General features: G+C 75.1%; 20 protein-coding genes. 7 read left to right on the forward strand and 13 right to left on the reverse strand.

The genetic code is table 11. From position 1 onward, the window contains the following. Window positions 1–8: 8 nt before the first annotated feature. Window positions 9–644, reverse strand: coding sequence for a membrane protein YczE (gene yczE, locus HOP40_RS08470; protein WP_172156367.1), 636 nt, complete (start codon window positions 642–644; stop codon window positions 9–11). A gap of 133 nt (window positions 645–777) precedes the next feature. On the opposite strand from yczE, the gene HOP40_RS08475 reads away from it, so the two are divergent. Further along, on the forward strand, window positions 778–2712 hold the full coding sequence (locus HOP40_RS08475; protein WP_172156369.1) for a TPM domain-containing protein: 1935 nt from the start codon (window positions 778–780) through the stop codon (window positions 2710–2712). Window positions 2713–2748: 36 nt separating this feature from the next. Here HOP40_RS08475 and HOP40_RS08480 read toward each other — a convergent pair whose 3' ends face one another. From HOP40_RS08480 to HOP40_RS08490, 3 genes are all read right to left on the reverse strand, one after another. Then, window positions 2749–3237: a bifunctional nuclease family protein gene (locus HOP40_RS08480; protein ID WP_240157583.1), complete on the reverse strand. Its 489-nt coding sequence runs from the start codon at window positions 3235–3237 to the stop codon at window positions 2749–2751. A gap of 16 nt (window positions 3238–3253) precedes the next feature. Then, the gene (locus HOP40_RS08485; RefSeq protein ID WP_172156371.1) at window positions 3254–4222 is read right to left on the reverse strand and encodes an AraC family transcriptional regulator; all 969 of its coding nucleotides are present in this window, start codon (window positions 4220–4222) and stop codon (window positions 3254–3256) included. A gap of 261 nt (window positions 4223–4483) precedes the next feature. Then, window positions 4484–5473 (reverse strand): Gfo/Idh/MocA family protein, encoded by a 990-nt coding sequence (locus HOP40_RS08490; protein WP_172156373.1) that lies wholly within the window; start codon window positions 5471–5473, stop codon window positions 4484–4486. Between the two features lie 50 nt (window positions 5474–5523). Between HOP40_RS08490 and HOP40_RS08495 the strand changes: the two genes are divergently transcribed. Continuing rightward, window positions 5524–6102, forward strand: coding sequence for a TerD family protein (locus HOP40_RS08495; protein WP_172156375.1), 579 nt, complete (start codon window positions 5524–5526; stop codon window positions 6100–6102). Window positions 6103–6112: 10 nt separating this feature from the next. Here HOP40_RS08495 and HOP40_RS08500 read toward each other — a convergent pair whose 3' ends face one another. Next, window positions 6113–6499: a DUF1761 domain-containing protein gene (locus HOP40_RS08500; RefSeq protein WP_172156377.1), complete on the reverse strand. Its 387-nt coding sequence runs from the start codon at window positions 6497–6499 to the stop codon at window positions 6113–6115. Next, window positions 6496–6777: a DUF1905 domain-containing protein gene (locus HOP40_RS08505; protein ID WP_172156379.1), complete on the reverse strand. Its 282-nt coding sequence runs from the start codon at window positions 6775–6777 to the stop codon at window positions 6496–6498. Before HOP40_RS08505 ends, HOP40_RS08500 begins: the two co-directional genes overlap by 4 nt. A gap of 101 nt (window positions 6778–6878) precedes the next feature. Here HOP40_RS08505 and HOP40_RS08510 point away from each other — a divergent pair, with 101 nt between their 5' ends. The 3 genes from HOP40_RS08510 to HOP40_RS08520 are packed head-to-tail and all read left to right on the forward strand — an operon-like array spanning window position 6879 to window position 9048. Continuing rightward, window positions 6879–7250, forward strand: a complete 372-nt coding sequence (locus HOP40_RS08510) for a YciI family protein (protein ID WP_172156381.1) — start codon at window positions 6879–6881, stop codon at window positions 7248–7250. Next, window positions 7247–8443, forward strand: coding sequence for an RNA polymerase sigma factor (locus HOP40_RS08515; protein WP_172156383.1), 1197 nt, complete (start codon window positions 7247–7249; stop codon window positions 8441–8443). The genes HOP40_RS08510 and HOP40_RS08515 overlap by 4 nt, the downstream gene beginning before the upstream one ends. A 47-nt stretch (window positions 8444–8490) precedes the next feature. Further along, window positions 8491–9048: a dihydrofolate reductase family protein gene (locus HOP40_RS08520; RefSeq protein WP_172156385.1), complete on the forward strand. Its 558-nt coding sequence runs from the start codon at window positions 8491–8493 to the stop codon at window positions 9046–9048. A gap of 7 nt (window positions 9049–9055) precedes the next feature. Here the strand turns inward: HOP40_RS08520 and HOP40_RS08525 are convergent, their stop codons facing one another. Further along, entirely contained in the window at window positions 9056–9610 is a 555-nt protein-coding gene (locus tag HOP40_RS08525) for a TetR/AcrR family transcriptional regulator (RefSeq protein WP_205347128.1), read from the reverse strand. Window positions 9611–9668: 58 nt separating this feature from the next. Here HOP40_RS08525 and HOP40_RS08530 point away from each other — a divergent pair, with 58 nt between their 5' ends. Both HOP40_RS08530 and HOP40_RS08535 read left to right on the forward strand, forming a co-directional pair. Further along, window positions 9669–10484 (forward strand): mycofactocin-coupled SDR family oxidoreductase, encoded by an 816-nt coding sequence (locus HOP40_RS08530; protein ID WP_172156389.1) that lies wholly within the window; start codon window positions 9669–9671, stop codon window positions 10482–10484. Then, a complete protein-coding gene (locus HOP40_RS08535; protein ID WP_172156391.1) occupies window positions 10484–11434 on the forward strand; it encodes an alpha/beta hydrolase in 951 nt (316 codons plus the stop codon). The genes HOP40_RS08530 and HOP40_RS08535 overlap by 1 nt, the downstream gene beginning before the upstream one ends. A 12-nt stretch (window positions 11435–11446) precedes the next feature. Here HOP40_RS08535 and HOP40_RS08540 read toward each other — a convergent pair whose 3' ends face one another. From HOP40_RS08540 to HOP40_RS08565, 6 genes are all read right to left on the reverse strand, one after another. Next, window positions 11447–11962: an ABC transporter substrate-binding protein gene (locus HOP40_RS08540; protein WP_172156393.1), complete on the reverse strand. Its 516-nt coding sequence runs from the start codon at window positions 11960–11962 to the stop codon at window positions 11447–11449. Window positions 11963–11977: 15 nt separating this feature from the next. Then, window positions 11978–13162 carry a fumarylacetoacetase gene (fahA, locus tag HOP40_RS08545; protein WP_172168077.1) on the reverse strand — a complete coding sequence of 395 codons (1185 nt, stop codon included), beginning with the start codon at window positions 13160–13162 and terminating at the stop codon, window positions 11978–11980. Beyond that, complete coding sequence (locus HOP40_RS08550) at window positions 13159–14355, reverse strand: homogentisate 1,2-dioxygenase (protein WP_172156395.1); 1197 nt, start codon at window positions 14353–14355, stop codon at window positions 13159–13161. The genes fahA and HOP40_RS08550 overlap by 4 nt, the downstream gene beginning before the upstream one ends. Beyond that, the gene (locus tag HOP40_RS08555) at window positions 14330–15964 is read right to left on the reverse strand and encodes an FAD-dependent monooxygenase (RefSeq protein WP_172156397.1); all 1635 of its coding nucleotides are present in this window, start codon (window positions 15962–15964) and stop codon (window positions 14330–14332) included. The genes HOP40_RS08550 and HOP40_RS08555 overlap by 26 nt, the downstream gene beginning before the upstream one ends. Before the next feature lie 37 nt (window positions 15965–16001). Then, window positions 16002–16961, reverse strand: coding sequence for an MBL fold metallo-hydrolase (locus HOP40_RS08560; protein ID WP_172156399.1), 960 nt, complete (start codon window positions 16959–16961; stop codon window positions 16002–16004). A gap of 97 nt (window positions 16962–17058) precedes the next feature. Beyond that, window positions 17059–17613 (reverse strand): MarR family winged helix-turn-helix transcriptional regulator, encoded by a 555-nt coding sequence (locus HOP40_RS08565; RefSeq protein ID WP_240157584.1) that lies wholly within the window; start codon window positions 17611–17613, stop codon window positions 17059–17061. Window positions 17614–17679 lie beyond the last annotated feature (66 nt).

Genomic DNA, 17679 nt, shown 5'->3' on the forward strand with positions numbered 1-17679 from the left:
CACGCCGGTCAGACCACCGGCCGCACCGGTTCCCGCACGACGACGAACGGCAGGAACAGCTGCGTCAGCGGGCCGATGGCCAGCGCGTAGAGCACCGTCCCGACGCCGACGGTGCCGCCGAGCAGCCAGCCCGCGGCCAGCACGGTGACCTCGATGCCCGTCCGCACCAGCCGCAGCGAGCGGCCGGTGCGGGCGGCGAGGCCGGTCATCAGGCCGTCGCGGGGGCCCGGGCCGAGCCGCGCACCGACGTACGCCGCCGACGCGACGCCGTTGAGCACGATCCCGCCCGTCATCAGGGCGATCCGGGCGGCGAGGCCACCGGGGGCCGGGATCAGGGCCAGCGCGAGGTCGACGGTGACGGCGATGACGAGCACGTTCGCCACCGTCCCGATCCCCGGGCGCTGCCGCAGCGGGATCCACAGCAGCAGCACGACCACGCCCGTCACCGCGGTGATCAGCCCGAAGCCGAGCGGCGTCTGCGCCGTCAGCCCCTCGTGCAGCACGTCCCACGGGTTGAGCCCGAGCGTCGCCCGGATCTGCATGGCCATCGACGTGCCGTAGAGGGCGAGCCCGGCCACGAGCTGGACGAGGCGGCGGGCGGGGTCGTGCGAGAGGGGGAGCGTGCGGAGCTCGATCGCGGCCATGGGTCCATCGTCGCCGCGGTGGCCTGCTGCGCCAGTGCCAATCCCGCCCCGGTGGCCCGGTCGGCCGCGCCTGAGGGTCGTCGTCCGGGGAGCGTCATGATGAGCGGATCATTTCCCGTTCGCGGAGGTCGTCGTGCGCAGGTTGCCCTTGCTGGCCGTGGTTCTGGGGCTGTTCGCCCTGATCGGGGCCGGGGTCGCCGCGGCCGAGCCGCCGTCCCGGGTCGGGCCGGCGGTCACCGACTCCGCGGGCGTCCTCGCGCCCGGTGACCAGGCCCGGATCACCGAGGCGTTCGGCCGGCTGCGCGAGGCGAACGGCACGCAGCTGTTCGTCGTCTACGTCGACTCCTTCGACGGCGCCGACGGGCAGTCGTGGGCCGACGAGTCCGCGCGCCTCTCGCAGTTCGGGGCGCAGGACGTGCTGCTCGCGGTCGCGGTGGGCGACCGCGCGTACGGGGTGTCGGTGGCCGACGGCCTCACCGTCGGCGAGAGTACCGTCGACAGCGCCATCGGCGATGCCGAGGACCGCCTCGCGCAGGACGACTGGGCCGGGGCGGCGATCGCGCTGTCCGACGGTCTCGGCGGTGGCGGAAGCGGCGGCTTCCCGGTCGGCGCGCTGCTGCTCGGCGGCGTGGTCGTCGTCGGGGGTGGGGCGTACGTCGTGTCGCGCCGCCGCCGCAACCGCACGGCCGCCGTCCCCGCGGACCCGGCGCAGCCGCCCGCCCCGCGCGACGAGTTCAGCGACGTCGCCACCGACGACCTGGCCTACCGCGCCAGCGCCGGGCTGATCGAGGTCGACGAGGCCGTCCGCACCTCCGAGATCGAGCTGTCCGCCGCCCGCGGCCACTTCGGCGAGGAGGCGGTGCGCGGGTTCGCCGCGGCCGTCGAGGCGTCGAAGGCCGACATGCTCCGCGCGTTCGGCGTCCGCCAGCAGCTCGACGACGACGTGCCCGAGGACGAGCCGACGCAGCGCCGCATGCACGCCGACATCATCCGCGCGTGCCGGGCCGCCGACGAGCGCCTCGACGCCCAGGTCGCCGCGTTCGACGCGATGCGCAACCTCGAGGCCACCGCGCCCGAGTACGTCGCGGGCCTCGCCGCGCGCCGCGACGCCGTGCTCGCGCGCGTGCCGCAGACCGGGTCGACGTGGCAGGCGCTCTCGGCGCGCTACGCCCCGAGCGCGCTGGAGCCGGTGGCCGGCTCGCTCGCGCAGGCCCGCCGGCTGCTCGACGTCGCGGGCACCGAGATCACCGCCGCCCGCTCCGAGGTCGACGCGGGCGCGCGCCCGGCCGCCGTGGTGTCCGGCCGCGCCGCGGAGGACGCGCTCACCCAGGCCGAGACGCTGCTCGACGCCGTCCCGCGCCGCGGCACCGAGCTCGTCGAGGCGGCCGCGGCCATCCCCGCGGCCCGCGCCGAGACCGAGCAGGACCTCGCGGAGGCCCGCGCGCTGGACGCGTCGCTCGCGCCCGTGGTGGCGCGCGCCGAGGCCGCCGTCACGGCGTCGGAGCAGGTGGAGGCGGGCGACCCGATCGCCGCGCTGCGCCTGCTCGACGAGGCGGGGGCCGCGCTCGACGAGGCCATCGCCGCCGCCCGCGTCGAGCAGGACCGCCGCCGCCGCACCGCCGCGGTCCTGGAGCAGACGCTGCTGACGGCCCGCTCGGCCGTCGACGCCGCCGAGGACTTCGTGACCACGCACCGGGGGGCCGTCGACGCCACGGCGCGCACCCGGCTCGCCGAGGCCAAGCGCCATCTGGAGAACGCCCGCAACGGGCAGGACCCGGCCGAGGCCCTGCGCGAGGCGCAGCAGGCCGACTCGCTGGCCCAGGAGGCCCTGCGGCTCGCGCAGTCCGACGCGTCGAGCTGGTCGAGCACGTCGTCGGGCAGCACCGGCGTCGACCTGGGCAGCCTGATCCTCGGCGGCATCATCTCCGGCGCCACGCGCGGCGGTGGTGGGGGCTGGAGCAGCGGCGGCGGTGGGGGCTGGAGCAGCGGGGGCGGCGGCGGGTTCTCGCCCGGCAGCTTCGGCGGGTCGGCCTCGCGCGGGCGCCGCGGGGGCGGCGGCCGCTTCTGAGCGGCGCCGCCGTCCCGCCGGCGTCCCTGCGGGCGGTCAGGCGAAGTCGTCGGGCGAGACCTCGTCGATGAACTTGCGGAAGTCCTCGAGCTGCTTCTCCGGCGGCGCGTCCGTGCCGTCGGGGAACAGGTCGGCGATGGGCTGGCCGACCTCGTCCAGGATCGAGGTGGCCACGCCGATCGACAGGCCCTCGCGCACCGCGACGGCCAGCGCGTCGCTGGGGCGCAGCTCGACCCGGGCGCCGTCGGCGAAGACCAGCTCGGCCCGGAACACGCTGTCGACGAGCGAGACCACCTCGGCACCGACGAGCTCGTGACCCAGGCCCTGCAGCACCGGCAGCAGGACGTCCTGGGGCAGCTGGGGGTCGCCCTCGCCGCGCTCGCCCAGCGCTATCGCGTCGGCCTGGGGGCGGCGCAGGAACACCGGCAGGCAGCGCTCACCCTCGACCTCACCGAGCAGGAGCACCGGCTCGCGGGTGCGCACGTGCACCACGAGCCGCAGGACGCGCATGGTCGTCATCGACATGGTCGACAGTGTTGCGTCAACCGCGCAGCGTGTCACTGGGTGATCGTTCGAACCGGGTCCGGTAGTCGGCGGCGAAGCGCCCGGGGTGGCCGAAGCCCCAGCGGGCGGCGACCGCGCCGACGGTCGTCCCGGCCGGGTCGGCGGCGCGCAGCTCGTCGTGGGCGCGGTCGAGCCGCACCGAGCGCAGGAAGCCCAGCGGCGTCTGGTCCATCGAGCGCCGGAACGCCCGCTGCAGGGCCCGCGGGCCGACGTGCGCGGCGTCCGCGATGGTCGTCAGGTCGAGGTCCTCGCCCGCGTGCTCCTCCATGAACGCGATCGCGCGGCGCACGGCGTCGGGCGCCGCGTACTGGGTCTTCGTGCGGTAGCCGGCCTGGCTCGAGTTGGGGAAGGTCTCCAGCAGCGTCGCGACGATCAGCCGCTGCACGTGCCGCACCACCAGCGGGTTGCCGTTGACACCCGGGTTGCGGGCGACGTCGCCCGACACGTACTGCATCAGGCGCTTCCAGTGCACCCCCTTCGCCTCCGACAGCGGCCGCCCGAGGTCGAAGGCCAGGCGCGGGGTCGCGCGGTCCTCGCCCAGCATCTCGGCCGCGGCCCGCTCCACGGCCGATCGCTGGATGCGCAGCTGGGCCATGCGGAAGTCGTGCCACTCGACGTCGGTCCGCGCGTCGGGGTCGTAGGACAGCACGTCGCCCGGCCCGCCCACCACCTCGCTGCTCGGCGAGCGCAGGACGAACCGCCCGCTGAGCAGGTGGCTGAACAGCAGCACGTCGTCGAGGGGCTCCCAGCTGCCCTGCAGCACCATCGAGTGCCGCGCGACGCCGACGGTGAAGCTGCCGAAGTCGGCCATGCTGTGCGCGAACCGGAAATCGGTCGGTCGTCCGGAGATCGTCACCTCGTGGTCGCCGTAGGCGTCACGCAGCCAGCCGTGCGCCACGTCGGCGTCGGCCGTCGTGATCTGCGCGCGCATCAGCGATTCCGGCACGATCAAGTCCCCCCTTGGTCGAGGGGGAAACGCTAATCGGCCCGGTGTCCGTGCGCGATCGACCATCCGGACGCTGCGAGGTTGCGCTGTCCGTTCCACGACGGCCGCTTGTCCGCCAGGCGATCACGGCGCGCGACCCGGTTGTGGGCGACCGACGTAGCGGGTACGTCTACGGCGGTACGGGAGGACCTCCGCTGGAGGGGGCCGGGGGTCCTCCCGGCCCACCACCGCCACCGGCCCTGCGACCGGCCGCGGAGCGGGCTACAGCTCCGCCGGCCCCTCCTGCGGCTCCATCCCGAGCTGCCGCGCCACCGCGTCCATCACGTCCTGCACCACCACGGTGTCGGCCAGCGGCATGACCGCGCTCTGCGTCCGCCCGTCGGCGACGCAGTCGGTCACCTCGCGCAGCTCGTGGGAGTACCCCGCCCCGAGGGCGGGCGCGTCGATCCGCTCGGGCTCGGCGCCGTTGCGGCACAGCACGATCGCCGACGGGTGGTGGAAGCGCGGGGGCACGTCGATCCAGCCGCCGGTGCCGACCACGCGGGCCGCGCCGGGCGTGGCGCAGCGCAGCGACGCGAGCAGCGACGCGGTGCGGCCGTCGGGGTAGGACAGCAGCACGGCCTCCTCGACGTCGACGCCGCTCGGGGCCAGCACGCCGTGCGCCGCGACGGCGTCGGGTGCGCCCAGGACCATCTGCGCGAACGAGATCGGGTAGACCCCGACGTCGAACAGCGCACCTCCCCCGACGGAGGGGTCGTAGAAGCGGTCCGACGGGTCGGTGGGGTGCTGGGCGCCGAGATCGGCCTGCACCGACTGCACCTCGCCGATCGCCCCGTCGGCGATCAGCTCCCGCATCCGCACGATCGCGGGCTGGAAGCGCGTCCACATCGCCTCCATGGCGAACACCCCCGCCGCCTCCGCCACGTCGACGATCTCGCGGGTCGCCGCCGGCGTGACCGTGAACGCCTTCTCGACGAGCACCGCCTTCCCCGCTCGCAGCGCCGCCAGCGCGACGGCGCGGTGCTGCGGGTGCGGGGTCGCGATGTAGAGCACGTCGACGCCGTCGTCCTCGACGATCGCCCGGTAGGAGGCGTGGACGCGGTCGACCCCGTGCGCGTCGGCGAAGACCCGCGCCCGCTCGGCCGACCGGGACGCGACCGCGACGACCTCGGCGCCGGGGACGTGCGGGAAGTCCGCCACCACCTTCGACGCGATCCGACCCGGGCCGACGATCCCCCACCGCACGCTCATGGCCCTAGCATCGCAGCCGCACCACCGCGTCGACCGAGATGGAGTGCTCTGTGAGCGTCAGCCTGGCCAAGGGCGGCAACGTCAGCCTCAGCAAGGAGGCCCCCGGCCTCACGAACGTGATCGTCGGGGTCGGTTGGGACGTGCGCGCCACGACCGGTGCCGACTTCGACCTCGACGTCTCGGCGATCATGCTCGGCGCCGACGGCCGCGTGCTCTCCGACAGCCACTTCATCTTCTTCAACAACCTGATCAGCCCCGACGGCACCGTCGAGCACACCGGCGACAACCTCACCGGCGAGGGCGAGGGCGACGACGAGCAGCTCAAGGTCGACCTGGCCGGGATGTCCCCGCAGGTCGACAAGATCGTGTTCCCGGTGAGCATCTACGACGCCGACAACCGCCGGCAGAGCTTCGGCCAGGTCGCCAACGCGTTCATCCGGATCGTCAACGCCGCGGGCGAGTCGGAGATCACCCGCTTCGACCTCACCGAGGACGCCTCCACCGAGACCGCGATGCTGTTCGGCGAGCTCTACCGCCGCGGCCCGGAGTGGAAGTTCCGGGCGATCGGGCAGGGCTACGCGTCGGGGCTCGCGGGCATCGCGCGCGACTTCGGCGTCAACGTCGGCTGAGCGGCGCCGGTCAGGCCCAGACGCCCGTCACGCCGGCGACGACCAGCAGCTTGAGCAGCCAGTCACCGGAGTGGATCGCGGCGAGGGCGACGGGCACCCGCTCGTGGAACACCGACCCGGTGAGCAGCAGGACCGGGAACCCCACCCACAGCACGAGGGCGAGCAGCAGCGCCGGACCGAGCGCGTCGGCGCCCAGCCCGCGCGCCAGCCCGGCCACGACGAGCGCCAGCACGACGTTGCGGACGACCTCGGTGACCGCCGTGAGCGCGGCGGGGCGCCCCGCGCCCGGGGCGTAGGCGGGCGAGAGCTGCGCCAGGCGGGCGCCGAGCGCGCCGTAGTACGCCCCGCTGACGACGAACGCGGCCACCGCGGCCACGACGACGGCGAGGACGTTCACCGGCTCTCCTCGATCCGCTCCGACAGGTGCACGTCGACGGAGTCGCCGGCCTTCTTGCCCAGCGTCCGGCACAGGGCGGCGCGCACCGGCAGCTTGTGGGTGCCGTCGCCCAGCGCCATGAACGAGCTGCGGAACGGGTGGCCGTCGACGGTGCCGCGGACCTTCACCAGCCCGCGGGTGCCGAAGAACTCGGCGGAGCCGGGCATCTTCACGTAGGTCCAGCCGCCCGGTGCCGGGCTCGTCACCAGGACGGCGGTGAAGTCGTGGTCGAGTTCCATCGGAGGATCCTTCCCTCGGGGTCCGTACGCCGGGATGTCGAGACCGGGCCGGCGGTCTCGACATCCCGGCGGCAGGAGTTTCCCGGTGACGGAGGTGGCACGTGAAGTACCTGGTCCTCATCCACAGCAACGAGCACTTCCTCGAGCGCTGGGCGGGCCTGACCGACGCCCAGCGCGCCGAGTTCGGCCGCGGGCACCGCGCGCTGACCGACGAGCTCGCCGCGTCGGGCGAGCTGGTGGCGTCGGAGGGGCTGGCCGACCCGTCGCTCGGGCGGTGGGTCACGGCGCGCGACGGCGCCGCGGTCGTCGCGGACGGGCCGTTCGCCGAGGTCAAGGAGCACCTGGCGGGGTTCTACCTCGTCGAGTGCGAGACAGCGGACCGCGCGGTCGAGATCGCCGCGCGCGTCCCGGACGCGGTGTGGGGCCTGGTCGAGGTGCGGCCGGTGCTCAGCCCCGCGGGCCCGGACCTGTGACGGGGAGCGTCGAGGACCTGCTGCGCGAGCTCGCGCCGCAGGTCCTCGGCGTGCTCGTGCGCCGCCGGGGCGGTGACTTCGCCGCCTGCGAGGACGCCGTGCAGGAGGCCCTGATCGCGGCGGCGCTCGCCTGGCCGGCCGACGGCGTCCCGGACAACCCGGCGGGCTGGCTCATCACCGCGGCCCACCGCCGCACCGTCGACGCCCACCGCGCCGACGCGGCGCGCCGCCGCCGGGAGGACGCGGTGGCCGCGGCCGTGCCGCCGGGCCCGGTGCCCGGCGAGGACGACACGCTCGCCCTGCTCGCGCTGTGCTGCCACCCGTCGCTGAACCCGCCGTCGCAGGTGGCCCTGACGCTGCGCGCGGTCGGCGGCCTGACCACCGCGGAGATCGCCCGCGGCCTGCTCGTGCCGGAGGCGACCGTCGCGCAGCGGATCAGCCGGGCCAAGGCGCGGATCCGGGCCGCGGGCGGGCGGTTCGGCGACCCGGACGACGAGGCGCGGCTCCCCGCGGTCCTCCGGACGCTGTACCTGGTGTTCACCGAGGGGCACACGGCCAGCTCGGGTGAGTCCCTGCAGCGCGTCGAGCTGACCCGGGAGGCGCTGCGGCTGACCCGCCTGCTGCACGGGCTGCGGCCCGGCGACGGCGAGGTCGCCGGCCTGCTCGCGCTGATGCTGCTCACCGACGCGCGCCGGGCCGCCCGGACCGCGCCCGACGGCGCGCTGGTGCCGCTGGACGAGCAGGACCGCGGGCTCTGGGACGCCGCCGCGATCGCCGAGGGCGTCGCGCTGGTCACCGCGGCGCTGGCCACGGCGGTGCCCGGGCCCTACCAGCTGCAGGCCGCGATCGCCGCCGTGCACGCCGAGGCCCCGCGAGCCGAGGACACCGACTGGCGCCAGATCCTGGGCCTCTACGAGATCCTGGCGGCGATCGCGCCGGGCCCGATGGTCACGCTCAACCGGATCGTCGCCGTCGCCATGGTGCGCGGGCCGCTCGTCGCCCTGGAGCAGCTCGACGCTGCCGCGGGCGACCCGGCGCTGGCCGGGCACCACCGCGTCGACGCCGTGCGCGCGCACCTGCTCGACCGCACCGGCGACGCCGACGGGGCGCGCGAGCACTACCGCCGCGCGGCCGCCCGCACCCTGAGCGCGCCCGAGCGCCGCTACCTGCTCGACCGAGCCGCCGGACGATGAGGGCCGCCGGTCGATGACTTCTCGCCCGTCCTCCGGTCACACAGCACATGGCACAGCTCCTCTACTCGATGATCGTCTCGCTCGACGGCTACGCCGTGGCGGCCGAGGGCGACCTCGGCCGCGGCGCCGAGGACCCCGAGGTCCACACGTTCATCGGCGACCTCTTCCGCCCCGTCGGCACGTACCTCTACGGCCGGCGCATGTACGAGACGATGGTCTTCTGGGAGACCGCGCACACCGCGCCCGACGCGCCCCCGCACATCGTCGGGTACGCCCGCGACTGGCAGGCCGTCGACAAGGTCGTCTACTCCACGACGCTGGGGTCGGTGTCCAGCGCGCGGACCCGGATCGAGCGGACCTTCGACCCCGACGCGGTGCGCCGGCTCAAGGAGGGGGCCGACCGCGACCTCACTGTCGACGGCCCGCACCTCGCCGCCCAGGCGATCGCGGCGGGCCTGGTGGACGAGTACCACCTGTTCGTCACCACGAGCGCGGTCGGGGGCGGCACGCGGTTCTTCCCCGACGGCGTGCGCCTCGACCTCGACCTGGTCGACCAGCGCCGCTTCGACAGCGGGCTGCTCTACGCGCGCTACCGGCCGCGCTGAGCGGCGGTCACGGCCGCAGGCCCTGCCGCAGCAGCGCCCAGGCGGCCGCGGCGGTGCGCAGCCGGTCCTCGGGCGGGACCTTCGCGACCAGCCCGGCGACCATCCCGATCGCCAGGACGACGTCGGCGGCGGTGACGTCGTCGCGGAACCGGCCCGCCGCCTGCGCCTGCGGCAGCGCCCCGGCGAGCACGGCGCCGACCCGCTCGGCCACCGCCTCGACGCGGCCGTCGCGCACCGACGCCGTCACGACGTCGACGAACCCGACGCAGGACACGAGCTGGTCGGTGACGGCGTCGAGCAGGGCGTCGAGCGTCGTGCCCGGGAGCGCGGCCAGCTCCTCCAGCTCGACGACGTTGTCCTCGAACACCGCGACGGCGAGCGCGACCCGGTCGGGGAAGTGCCGGTAGAGGCTGCCCTGGCCGACGCCGGCGCGCTTCGCGACGGCCGAGAGCGGCGCGTCGTACCCCTGCTCCCCGAACACCTCGACGGCCGCGGCGAGCAGCGCGCGCCGGTTGCCGGCCGCGGCGCCGCGGCCCCGGTTCTCTCGACGCAGGGAGGTCACGCGGCTACGGTAGCAACAACCGGACAACAGTGTCCGGTTGTTGTCGAGAGGTGGAGCCGTGGCCGGACGGGTCGAGGGCAAGGTCGCACTGATCACGGGCGCCGCGCGGGGCATGGGCCGCGCGCACGCCGTCCGGCTGGCCGGGGAGGGCGCCGACGTCGTCCTGGTGGACGTGTGCGCGCCGCTGCCGAGCGTCGCCTACGACTCGGCGACGCCCGCCGACCTCGAGGAGACCGTGGCGCTGGTCGAGAAGGCCGGGCGGCGCGCGGTCGCGGCGCGGCTCGACGTGCGCGACCTCGCGGCGCTGCGCGCGGCCGTCGACGGGGCGGTGGCCGACCTGGGCCGCCTCGACGTGATCGTCGCCAACGCCGGGATCTGTGTGCCGCGCGCCTGGGACCAGGTGACGCCGCAGATCTTCGAGGACACGATGAGCACCAACGTCACCGGCGTCTGGAACACGGTGATGGCGGGCGCGCCGCACCTGGTGGAGGCGGGCGGCGGGTCGATCGTGCTGGTCAGCTCGGCGGCCGGGATCAAGGTGCAGCCGTTCATGGTGCCCTACACCGCCAGCAAGTTCGCCGTGCGCGGCATGGCCAAGGCGTTTGCGGCGGAGCTCGCGAAGCACCACATCCGCGTCAACAGCCTGCACCCGACGGGCGTCGCCACCCCGATGGGCAGTGGCGACATGCAGGCCGTGCTCGGCGCCGCGATGGCGGGCGACCAGCGGCTGGGGATGATGTTCGCGAACATGCTGCCGGTCGAGACCACCCAGCCCGAGGACGTGGCCGACTCGGTCCTGTTCCTCGCCTCCGACGAGTCCCGCTACGTCACCGCGCACGAGCTCGCGCCCGACGCCGGCGTCACGGAGTTCTGATGGCACCGCTCGACCTGCGGGTGCGGCTGCTCGCGCGGGCGCTGCGCGCGAGCAGTTCGATCACCACGATGGACGCCGCCGCCATCGCCCGCGCCCAGGCCACGTCGATCCCCCACAACCCGGTCACCGACCTGCTGTTCGGCGGGGTGGCGCCCGGCGTCGTGCTCACCGACGCCACCGCGACGGGCCAGACCGGCCCGATCCCGGTGCGGATCTACCGGCCCACGGCCGCGGGCGCCGGGCCGCTGCCGCTCGTCGTCAACATCCACGGCGGCGGGTGGGTGCTCGGCTCGCTCGACCAGTCCGACTGGCTGTGCAGCCAGGTCGCGGCCGGGGTCGGCGCGGTGGTCGTGTCGCTGGACTACCGGCTCGCGCCCGGCCACCCCTGGCCCGCCGCCGGCGAGGACTGCCACGCCGCGCTCGTCGACCTGGTGGAGCGCGCGGCCGAGCTCGGCGCCGACCCGCGGCGCCTGGCCGTGATGGGCGACAGCGCGGGCGGCAACCTCTCCGCCGTCGTCGCGCTGATGGCGCGCGACCGCTCCGGGCCCGCGATCGCGTTCCAGGCCCTGCTCTACCCGGCCACGGACCTCACGCTGGGCAGCCCGTCGATCGAGGAGAACGCGCACGCGCCGGTGATCGGCAAGGCCGACGTGCTGGCGTTCCGCGACCACTACCTCGGCGCCCAGGACCCCCGCGACCCCTACGCCTCCCCGCTGTTCGCCCCCGACCACGCGGGCCTGCCGCCCGCGCTGGTGCAGGTGGCCGAGCACGACCCGATCCGCGACGACGGGCTGCGCTACGCCGACGCCCTGCGCGCGGCCGGCGTCCCGGTGCGCGCGACGACCTACGTCGGCATGCCGCACGGCTACCTGTCGTTCCCGCGGTTCTGCCGCTCCGCGCCGCAGGCGCTCGCCGAGCTCACCGGGGAGCTGCGGGCCGCGCTGACCTGAGCGGACGGGCGTTCACCAGAGCCGGGGCCGCGTCTGCGGCGGTCCCGGCGGACGGTTGGGGATCGGTGCGGGGGCCGACCGCGCCGCCCGGCCGGTGCCGAGCAGGGCCTTCAGGTCCGCGCGCGCCACGGCCGGGTGCCCGGTGTCGACGGCGATGACCGGCGCCACCTTCCGCAGGTACGGGACCAGCCGCTCGTCGGCCAGGTCGTGCACGCGGTCGACCGCCCCGGCCACGATCACGTGCGGCTCCAGCGCGGCGACGGCCCGCGGGTCGGGCGCGCGGTCGGGCCCGACGGTCTCGACGCCGTCCAGGGTCCCGGCGCAGCCGACGAGCTCGGCCCCCAGCTCGCGCAGCAGCGCGCCGACGACCTCGTCGGTGGCGACGAGCCGGCGCACGAGCGGCGGCAGCGTCACCGGGGTGCCGGTGGCGTCGACGAAGGCCCGGCGGCCCCCGGCGGCACCGATGATCGCGGTGAGCGCGGCCGTGCGCACCGGTTGCTCGCGCGGGTTCTCCGGGGTGCTCGACACGCCTGCGAGCGTAGGTCAGTCGCTCTCCCCGCGGGCCGGTGCGACGGTCCCGGTGACCTCGCCGAAGCCGATCCGGCTGCCGTCCGGGCCCGGCGCGGTGGCCGAGATCGTCACCTCGTCGCCGTCGAGCAGGAACGTGCGCTGCTCCCCCTTGACGGTGACCGGCTCCTTCCCGCCCCAGGTCAGCTCGATGAACGCGCCCCGCTGGCGCGGCTCGGGGCCCGAGATCGTGCCGGAGGCGAACAGGTCGCCGGTGCGCGCCGAGGCCCCGTTGACGGTCAGGTGCGCGAGCATCTGCGCGGGCGACCAGTACATCTCCCGGTAGGGCGGGCGCGAGACCTCCTCGCCGTTCCACTCCACCACCAGGTCGACGTCGAGGCCCCAGTCCGCGCGCCCGCGCAGGTAGGGCAGCGGCTGCGGGTCCTGGCCGGGCAGCGGCACGCGCGCGGCCTCCAGCGCGGCGAGCGGCACCACCCACGGGCTCACCGACGTGGCGAAGCTCTTGCCCAGGTGCGGGCCGAGCGGCACGTACTCCCAGGCCTGCAGGTCGCGCGCCGACCAGTCGTTGACCAGCACCGCGCCGAACACGTGCTCGGCGACGTCGTCGACGCCGATCCGCTCCCCCAGCGCCGACCCGGTCCCGACGACGAACCCCAGCTCGGCCTCGATGTCCAGGCGCCGGCTCGGGCCGTAGGTCGGGCCGGGCTCGTCGGGGGCCTTGCGCTGCCCGCACGGGCGGACGACCTCCGTGCCCGACACGACGACGGTCCCGGCGCGGCCGTGGTAGCCGACCGGCAGGTGCTTCCAGTTCGGCATGAGCGGCTCGGAGTCGGGCCGGAACAGGCGCCCGAGGTTCGTCGCGTGGTGCTCGGAGGCGTAGAAGTCGACGTAGTCGGCCACCGCGAACGGCAGGTGCATCGTCACCGCGGTGACGGGGTGCACGGCGTCGTCCGGGACGTCCCCGGCCAGCAGGTCAGCGATCCGCTCCCGCACCTGCGTCCAGCGCGTCCGGCCCTGCGCCAGGAACCCGTTGAGCACGGGCGCGGCGAACACCGGGTCGTCGAGCAGGCGGGCCAGGTCGACGACGGAGTCGCCCAGGCGCACCCCCGCCCGCGGCGGCGCACCCGGCGTCGAGAAGACGCCGTAGGGCAGGTTCGCGAGCCCGAACGGGGAGCCCTCCGGGACGTCGACGACGGTCACCGGCCCGGCCCCCGCCCCGACCAGGTCCACGCGTAGGCCGGGTCCTCGGCGGCCAGGCCGCCCTCGCCGAGCTCCATCGGGCGGAACGTGTCGACCATGACGGCGAGCTCGTCGAAGAACTCCGCGCCGATCGAGCGCTCGACGGCGGCGGGCTGCGGGCCGTGGCTGTGGCCGCCGGGGTGCAGGCTGATCGACCCCTGCTCGATGCCCGAGCCCTTGCGGGCCTCGTAGCTGCCGCCGCAGTAGAACATGATCTCGTCGGAGTCGACGTTGGAGTGGTAGTAGGGCACCGGGATCGACAGCGGGTGGTAGTCGACCTTGCGCGGCACGAAGTTGCAGATCACGAAGTTGCCGCCCTCGAACACCTGGTGCACGGGCGGCGGCTGGTGCACGCGGCCGGTGATCGGCTCGTAGTCGGCGATGTTGAACGTGTACGGGTAGAGGCAGCCGTCCCAGCCCACGACGTCGAACGGGTGCTCCGGGTAGACGTAGCGGGTGCCGGTGACCCCGCGCGAGCCGCGGTGCTTGACCAGCACCTCGACGTCGGTCCCCTCGGTGAGCAGCGGGCCCTCGGGGCCGTGCAGGTCGCGCTCGCAGTAGGGCGCGTGCTCGAGGAGCTGGCCGTAGCGGGACAGGTAGCGCTTGGGCGGCGCGATGTGGGAGTTGGCCTCGATGGCGTAGGCGCGCAGCGGCTCCGAGCCCGTCGGCACCCACCGGTGCGTGGTGGAGCGCGGCAGGATCACGTAGTCGCCCTGGCGCGCGGACAGCGACCCGAACACCGTCTCCACCGTCGCCGAGCCGGACTCGACGTACACGCACTCGTCGCCGGTGGCGTTGCGGTAGAGCGGCGAGGCCTCCCCGGCCACGACGTAGGAGATGCGGACGTCGGCGTTGCCCAGGACCAGGCGCCGCCCGGTGACGACGTCGACGGCCTTCCAGTCCTCGTCGAACAGGCTGTGCAGCTTGAGGTGGCGCGGCAGCAGCGGGCGGTTCTCGGTGGTCGACTGGTCGGGCAGCTCCCACGGCGTGGCGTCGACGATCGCCGACGGCACCCCGGAGTGGTAGAGCAGCGACGAGTCCGACGAGAAGCCCTCCTCGCCCATCAGCTCCTCGTAGTAGAGCGCACCGGCCTCGTCGCGGTGCTGGGTGTGCCGCTTGGGCGGGATGTCACCGGCTCGTCTGTAGAACGCCATGGGGGGTCTCCTCCCGGGTGGTGGTGCGGGCAGCGGCGCGGGCCAGCGCCGTGGTGATCGACTCTCGGGTGGGCGCGGCGACGACGGCGGCGACGTGGGCGTCCGGGCGGACGATCCACACCTCGTCGGGCCGCGCCCCCAGTGTGGCCGTGAGCGTGCCGTCGGGGTCGAGCGCGCGCAGGGCGAGGACCCGCACCGGGCCGGGGGCATCGGCGGCGGCGGCCCGGACGGCGTCGAGGTCGGTGGCGTCGCCGGTCAGGAGCAGGAAGCCGTCGCGGGCCAGCGCCCGCACCCGCCCCTGCGGCGCGTCGACCGGCGCGTCGGGCAGCAGCACCCCGGGCGCCGCGGGCGGGACCTGCCCGCGCGGCGGCCGGCCGTCGAACGGGCGGCGGGGGTCGCCGGTGGTCAGCGGGGAGTCGACGTACCAGAACGGCTCCGAGAGCCGACCCGAGTCGACGTCCGCGCGGGCCGCCGGGTCGAGCGCCGCCCGCGCCAGCACCTCCTCCCGGCGCCGCGCCCGCTCCTCGTCGGGCGGCACGAGGAAGTCCATCGTGGCCGTGGTGACGGCGATGTTCTCCAGCGCCGCGGCGTGCCGCTCGTCGTGGTAGCTGTCGAGCAGGGCCTCGGGCGCCCAGCCGTGCCCGACGTAGGCGATCTTCCAGGCCGCGTTCTCGGCGTCGGCGACGCCGGAGTTGAGGCCGCGCGCCCCGAACGGCGAGACGAGGTGGGCGGCGTCCCCGGCGACGAGGACGCGCCCGCAGCGCATGCGGTCGACCACGCGGGAGTGGAAGCGGTACACCGAGTTCCACACGATCTCGTAGGGCCGCTCGCCGATGATCGCGCGGATCCGCGCGTCCAGGGCGCCCGAGGCGGTCTCGGCGTCGAGGTCGTAGTCGGCGGGCACCTGCCAGTCGATCCGGAACGTGCCGCCCGGGCAGGGGTGGATGAGCACCTGGCGGCCCGGGTTCCACGCCGGGTCGAAGTGGAAGCGCCGCTCGGTGGCCCAGCCGGGCAGGTCGGTGCGGATGTCGCAGATGAGGAACCGGTCGTCGAAGGAGTGGCCCTCGAAGCCGACGCCGAGCAGCCGGCGCAGCTCGTCGCTGCGCGCGCCGCCGCAGACGACCAGGTAGGAGCCGCGCACCGCGGTGCCGTCGGCGCAGCGCGCGGTGACGCCGGAGTCGTCCTGCTCGACGTCGACGACGCGGTGGTCCCAGCGCAGGTCGACCAGCGGCTCGTCGGCGATCCGCTCGTCGAGGATCTGCTCGGTGCGCGTCTGGGAGATGTTGACGAACGGCGGGAACGCCGGGCGGCCGGGCTCGGCGAAGGCGTAGCTGAACAGCTCGGCGTCGCGGTGGAACGTGCGCGCCGTCGTCCAGGTGACGCCCTCGTCGGCGATGCGGCGGCCCGCGCCGACGGCCTCCCACACGTCGAGGACGTCGCGCTGCTGGCAGATGGCCTTCGAGCCGACGGCGTCGCGCCCGGTGCGCTGGTCGAGCACGACCGTCGGCACGCCCCAGCGGGCGAGCAGCAGCGCGGTCGTCTGCCCGACGGGGCCGGCGCCGAGCACGACGACCGGGTCGAGCGGCCACGTCGGAGGGGTGGTGGGCATGGCGGGGGCTCCCGTCGTCGTGCGTGGGGTGGTCGGATCAGCCCTGCAGCTGCGCCCAGACCTCCTGGTCGCGCTCGGCGGTCCAGATCACCGGCCGCTCGACGCCCGAGAGCTCGTCGAAGACGCGGGAGACGTCGAAGGGCAGGCAGTGCTCGAAGATCGGCCAGTGGCCGTAGTCGTCGACCAGTGCGGCGTGGCTGGCCTCGAAGGCCTCCTTGAGCGTGCCGCCGCGCTGCTGCACCGCACCCACCTCGCGCAGCATGACCTGCAGGAACCCGCGAGTCTGCTCGACGGCGGCGTCGACCTCGGCGCGCCCGCGGCTCACCGCGCCGCGCCCGCCGACGAGCTGCTCGGCCCCGACGGCCTTGATGCGGTCGAGCGTGGGGCCCGCCCAGTCGCGGTGGAAGGCGTCGCCGGTGTAGAGCGCGGCCTGGGCCTCGACGAGGTCGCCCGCGAACAGGATCCGGTGCTGCGGCAGCCACGCGGTGATGTCGCCCTCGGTGTGCCCGCGGCCGTGGTACTGGAGCACGAGCTCGCCGCGGTCGCCGCCGAGGTCGATGGTCAGGCGGTCGGCGAAGGTGAGGGTGGGCCAGGTCAGGCCGGGCACCGACTCGGCGGCCTCGGCGAGGCGGGGCATGCGCGCGAACTCGCTGGCCCAGTCCTGCTCGCCGCGCTCGGCGATGAGGTCGCGGGTGATCTCGTGCGACACGATCGTCTCGGCGTCGAACGCGCTGGCCCCGAGCACGCGGACCGCGTGGTAGTGCGACAGCACGAGGTAGCGCACGGGCTTGTCGGTGTGCTCGCGCAGCATCGCGAGCCAGCGGCGCGCCGCGACCGGGGTGGCGAGGGCCTCGAAGCAGACGAGGAAGTCCTCGCCCTCGATCGCGCCGATGTTCGGGTCGCCCTCGGCGGTCAGCGCGTAGACGCCGTCGGCCAGCACCTCGAGGGTCTGCTCCTTGACGGCGGTGTCGGCGGACGAGGCGAACGGCTTGGCCATGGGGACGGTCCTCCGGGTGATCGTCAAAGGTTTTACTACTTGGAGGACGGTAGGGCCTGGCGTCCATGAACGCCACCGCGGTGTGACCCGCGCCACATCAGCGGCGGCGGCTGACCCACTCCTGGTCGTGCGCGGCGCGGGCCAGCTTGCGCAGCACCGTGTTGAGCGTGCCGAGCTCGTCGGCGGTGAGCAGGCCCGCCCACTCCGCCTCGCGCCGGTTGTGCACGAGGAAGACCTCCTCCAGCGCCGCGCTCCCCCGGTCGGTGAGGGACAGGACGACCGTGCGGCCGTCGCGGGCGTCCGGGCCCCGCTCCACGACGCCGGACGCGTGCAGCGTCTTCGACAGGCTCGACACCGCCGCGCGGCTCATGCCGGCCAGTGCGGCCGCCCGGCCGGCCTCCTGCGGCCCCGACACCCACAGCGTGAACACCAGCCGGAACGCCGACCAGCTCCACCCCGCGGGCCGGTGCACCGTCGACTCCAGGTCGTAGACGACGGTGTTCGCGACGCGGTGCAGCAGCAGCACCATCGCCATCGCCGACCGGTCGGTGTCGGGCAGCCGCTCCCCGGTGGTGTCGAGGGCGATCTCGGCGAAGGACAGGAAGTCGTCGCTGCCGGACAGCTCGGGGCCGGGTTGCGGGGGCGTGGGCACCGTCCGATGGTAGGAGTCGAGACAGGTCGTCCGCGGAGCCGACGGGCTCCGGGCGCCTCCCGGAAG

This window comes from Pseudonocardia broussonetiae, from assembly GCF_013155125.1.
Classification (GTDB): Bacteria; Actinomycetota; Actinomycetes; order Mycobacteriales; family Pseudonocardiaceae; genus Pseudonocardia; species Pseudonocardia broussonetiae.

Excerpts from the sequence above, each read along its gene's own strand:
- HOP40_RS08560 (WP_172156399.1), bottom strand. The coding sequence starts at position 16,961 with ATGGCCAAGCCGTTCGCCTCGTCCGCCGACACCGCCGTCAAGGAGCAG.
- HOP40_RS08505 (WP_172156379.1), bottom strand. The coding sequence starts at position 6,777 with ATGGAACTCGACCACGACTTCACCGCCGTCCTGGTGACGAGCCCGGCA.
- HOP40_RS08490 (WP_172156373.1), bottom strand. The coding sequence starts at position 5,473 with ATGAGCGTGCGGTGGGGGATCGTCGGCCCGGGTCGGATCGCGTCGAAG.
- HOP40_RS08480 (WP_240157583.1), bottom strand. The coding sequence starts at position 3,237 with ATGTCGATGACGACCATGCGCGTCCTGCGGCTCGTGGTGCACGTGCGC.
- yczE (WP_172156367.1), bottom strand. The coding sequence starts at position 644 with ATGGCCGCGATCGAGCTCCGCACGCTCCCCCTCTCGCACGACCCCGCC.
- HOP40_RS08555 (WP_172156397.1), bottom strand. The coding sequence starts at position 15,964 with ATGCCCACCACCCCTCCGACGTGGCCGCTCGACCCGGTCGTCGTGCTC.
- HOP40_RS08520 (WP_172156385.1), top strand. The coding sequence starts at position 8,491 with ATGGCACAGCTCCTCTACTCGATGATCGTCTCGCTCGACGGCTACGCC.
- HOP40_RS08550 (WP_172156395.1), bottom strand. The coding sequence starts at position 14,355 with ATGGCGTTCTACAGACGAGCCGGTGACATCCCGCCCAAGCGGCACACC.
- HOP40_RS08535 (WP_172156391.1), top strand. The coding sequence starts at position 10,484 with ATGGCACCGCTCGACCTGCGGGTGCGGCTGCTCGCGCGGGCGCTGCGC.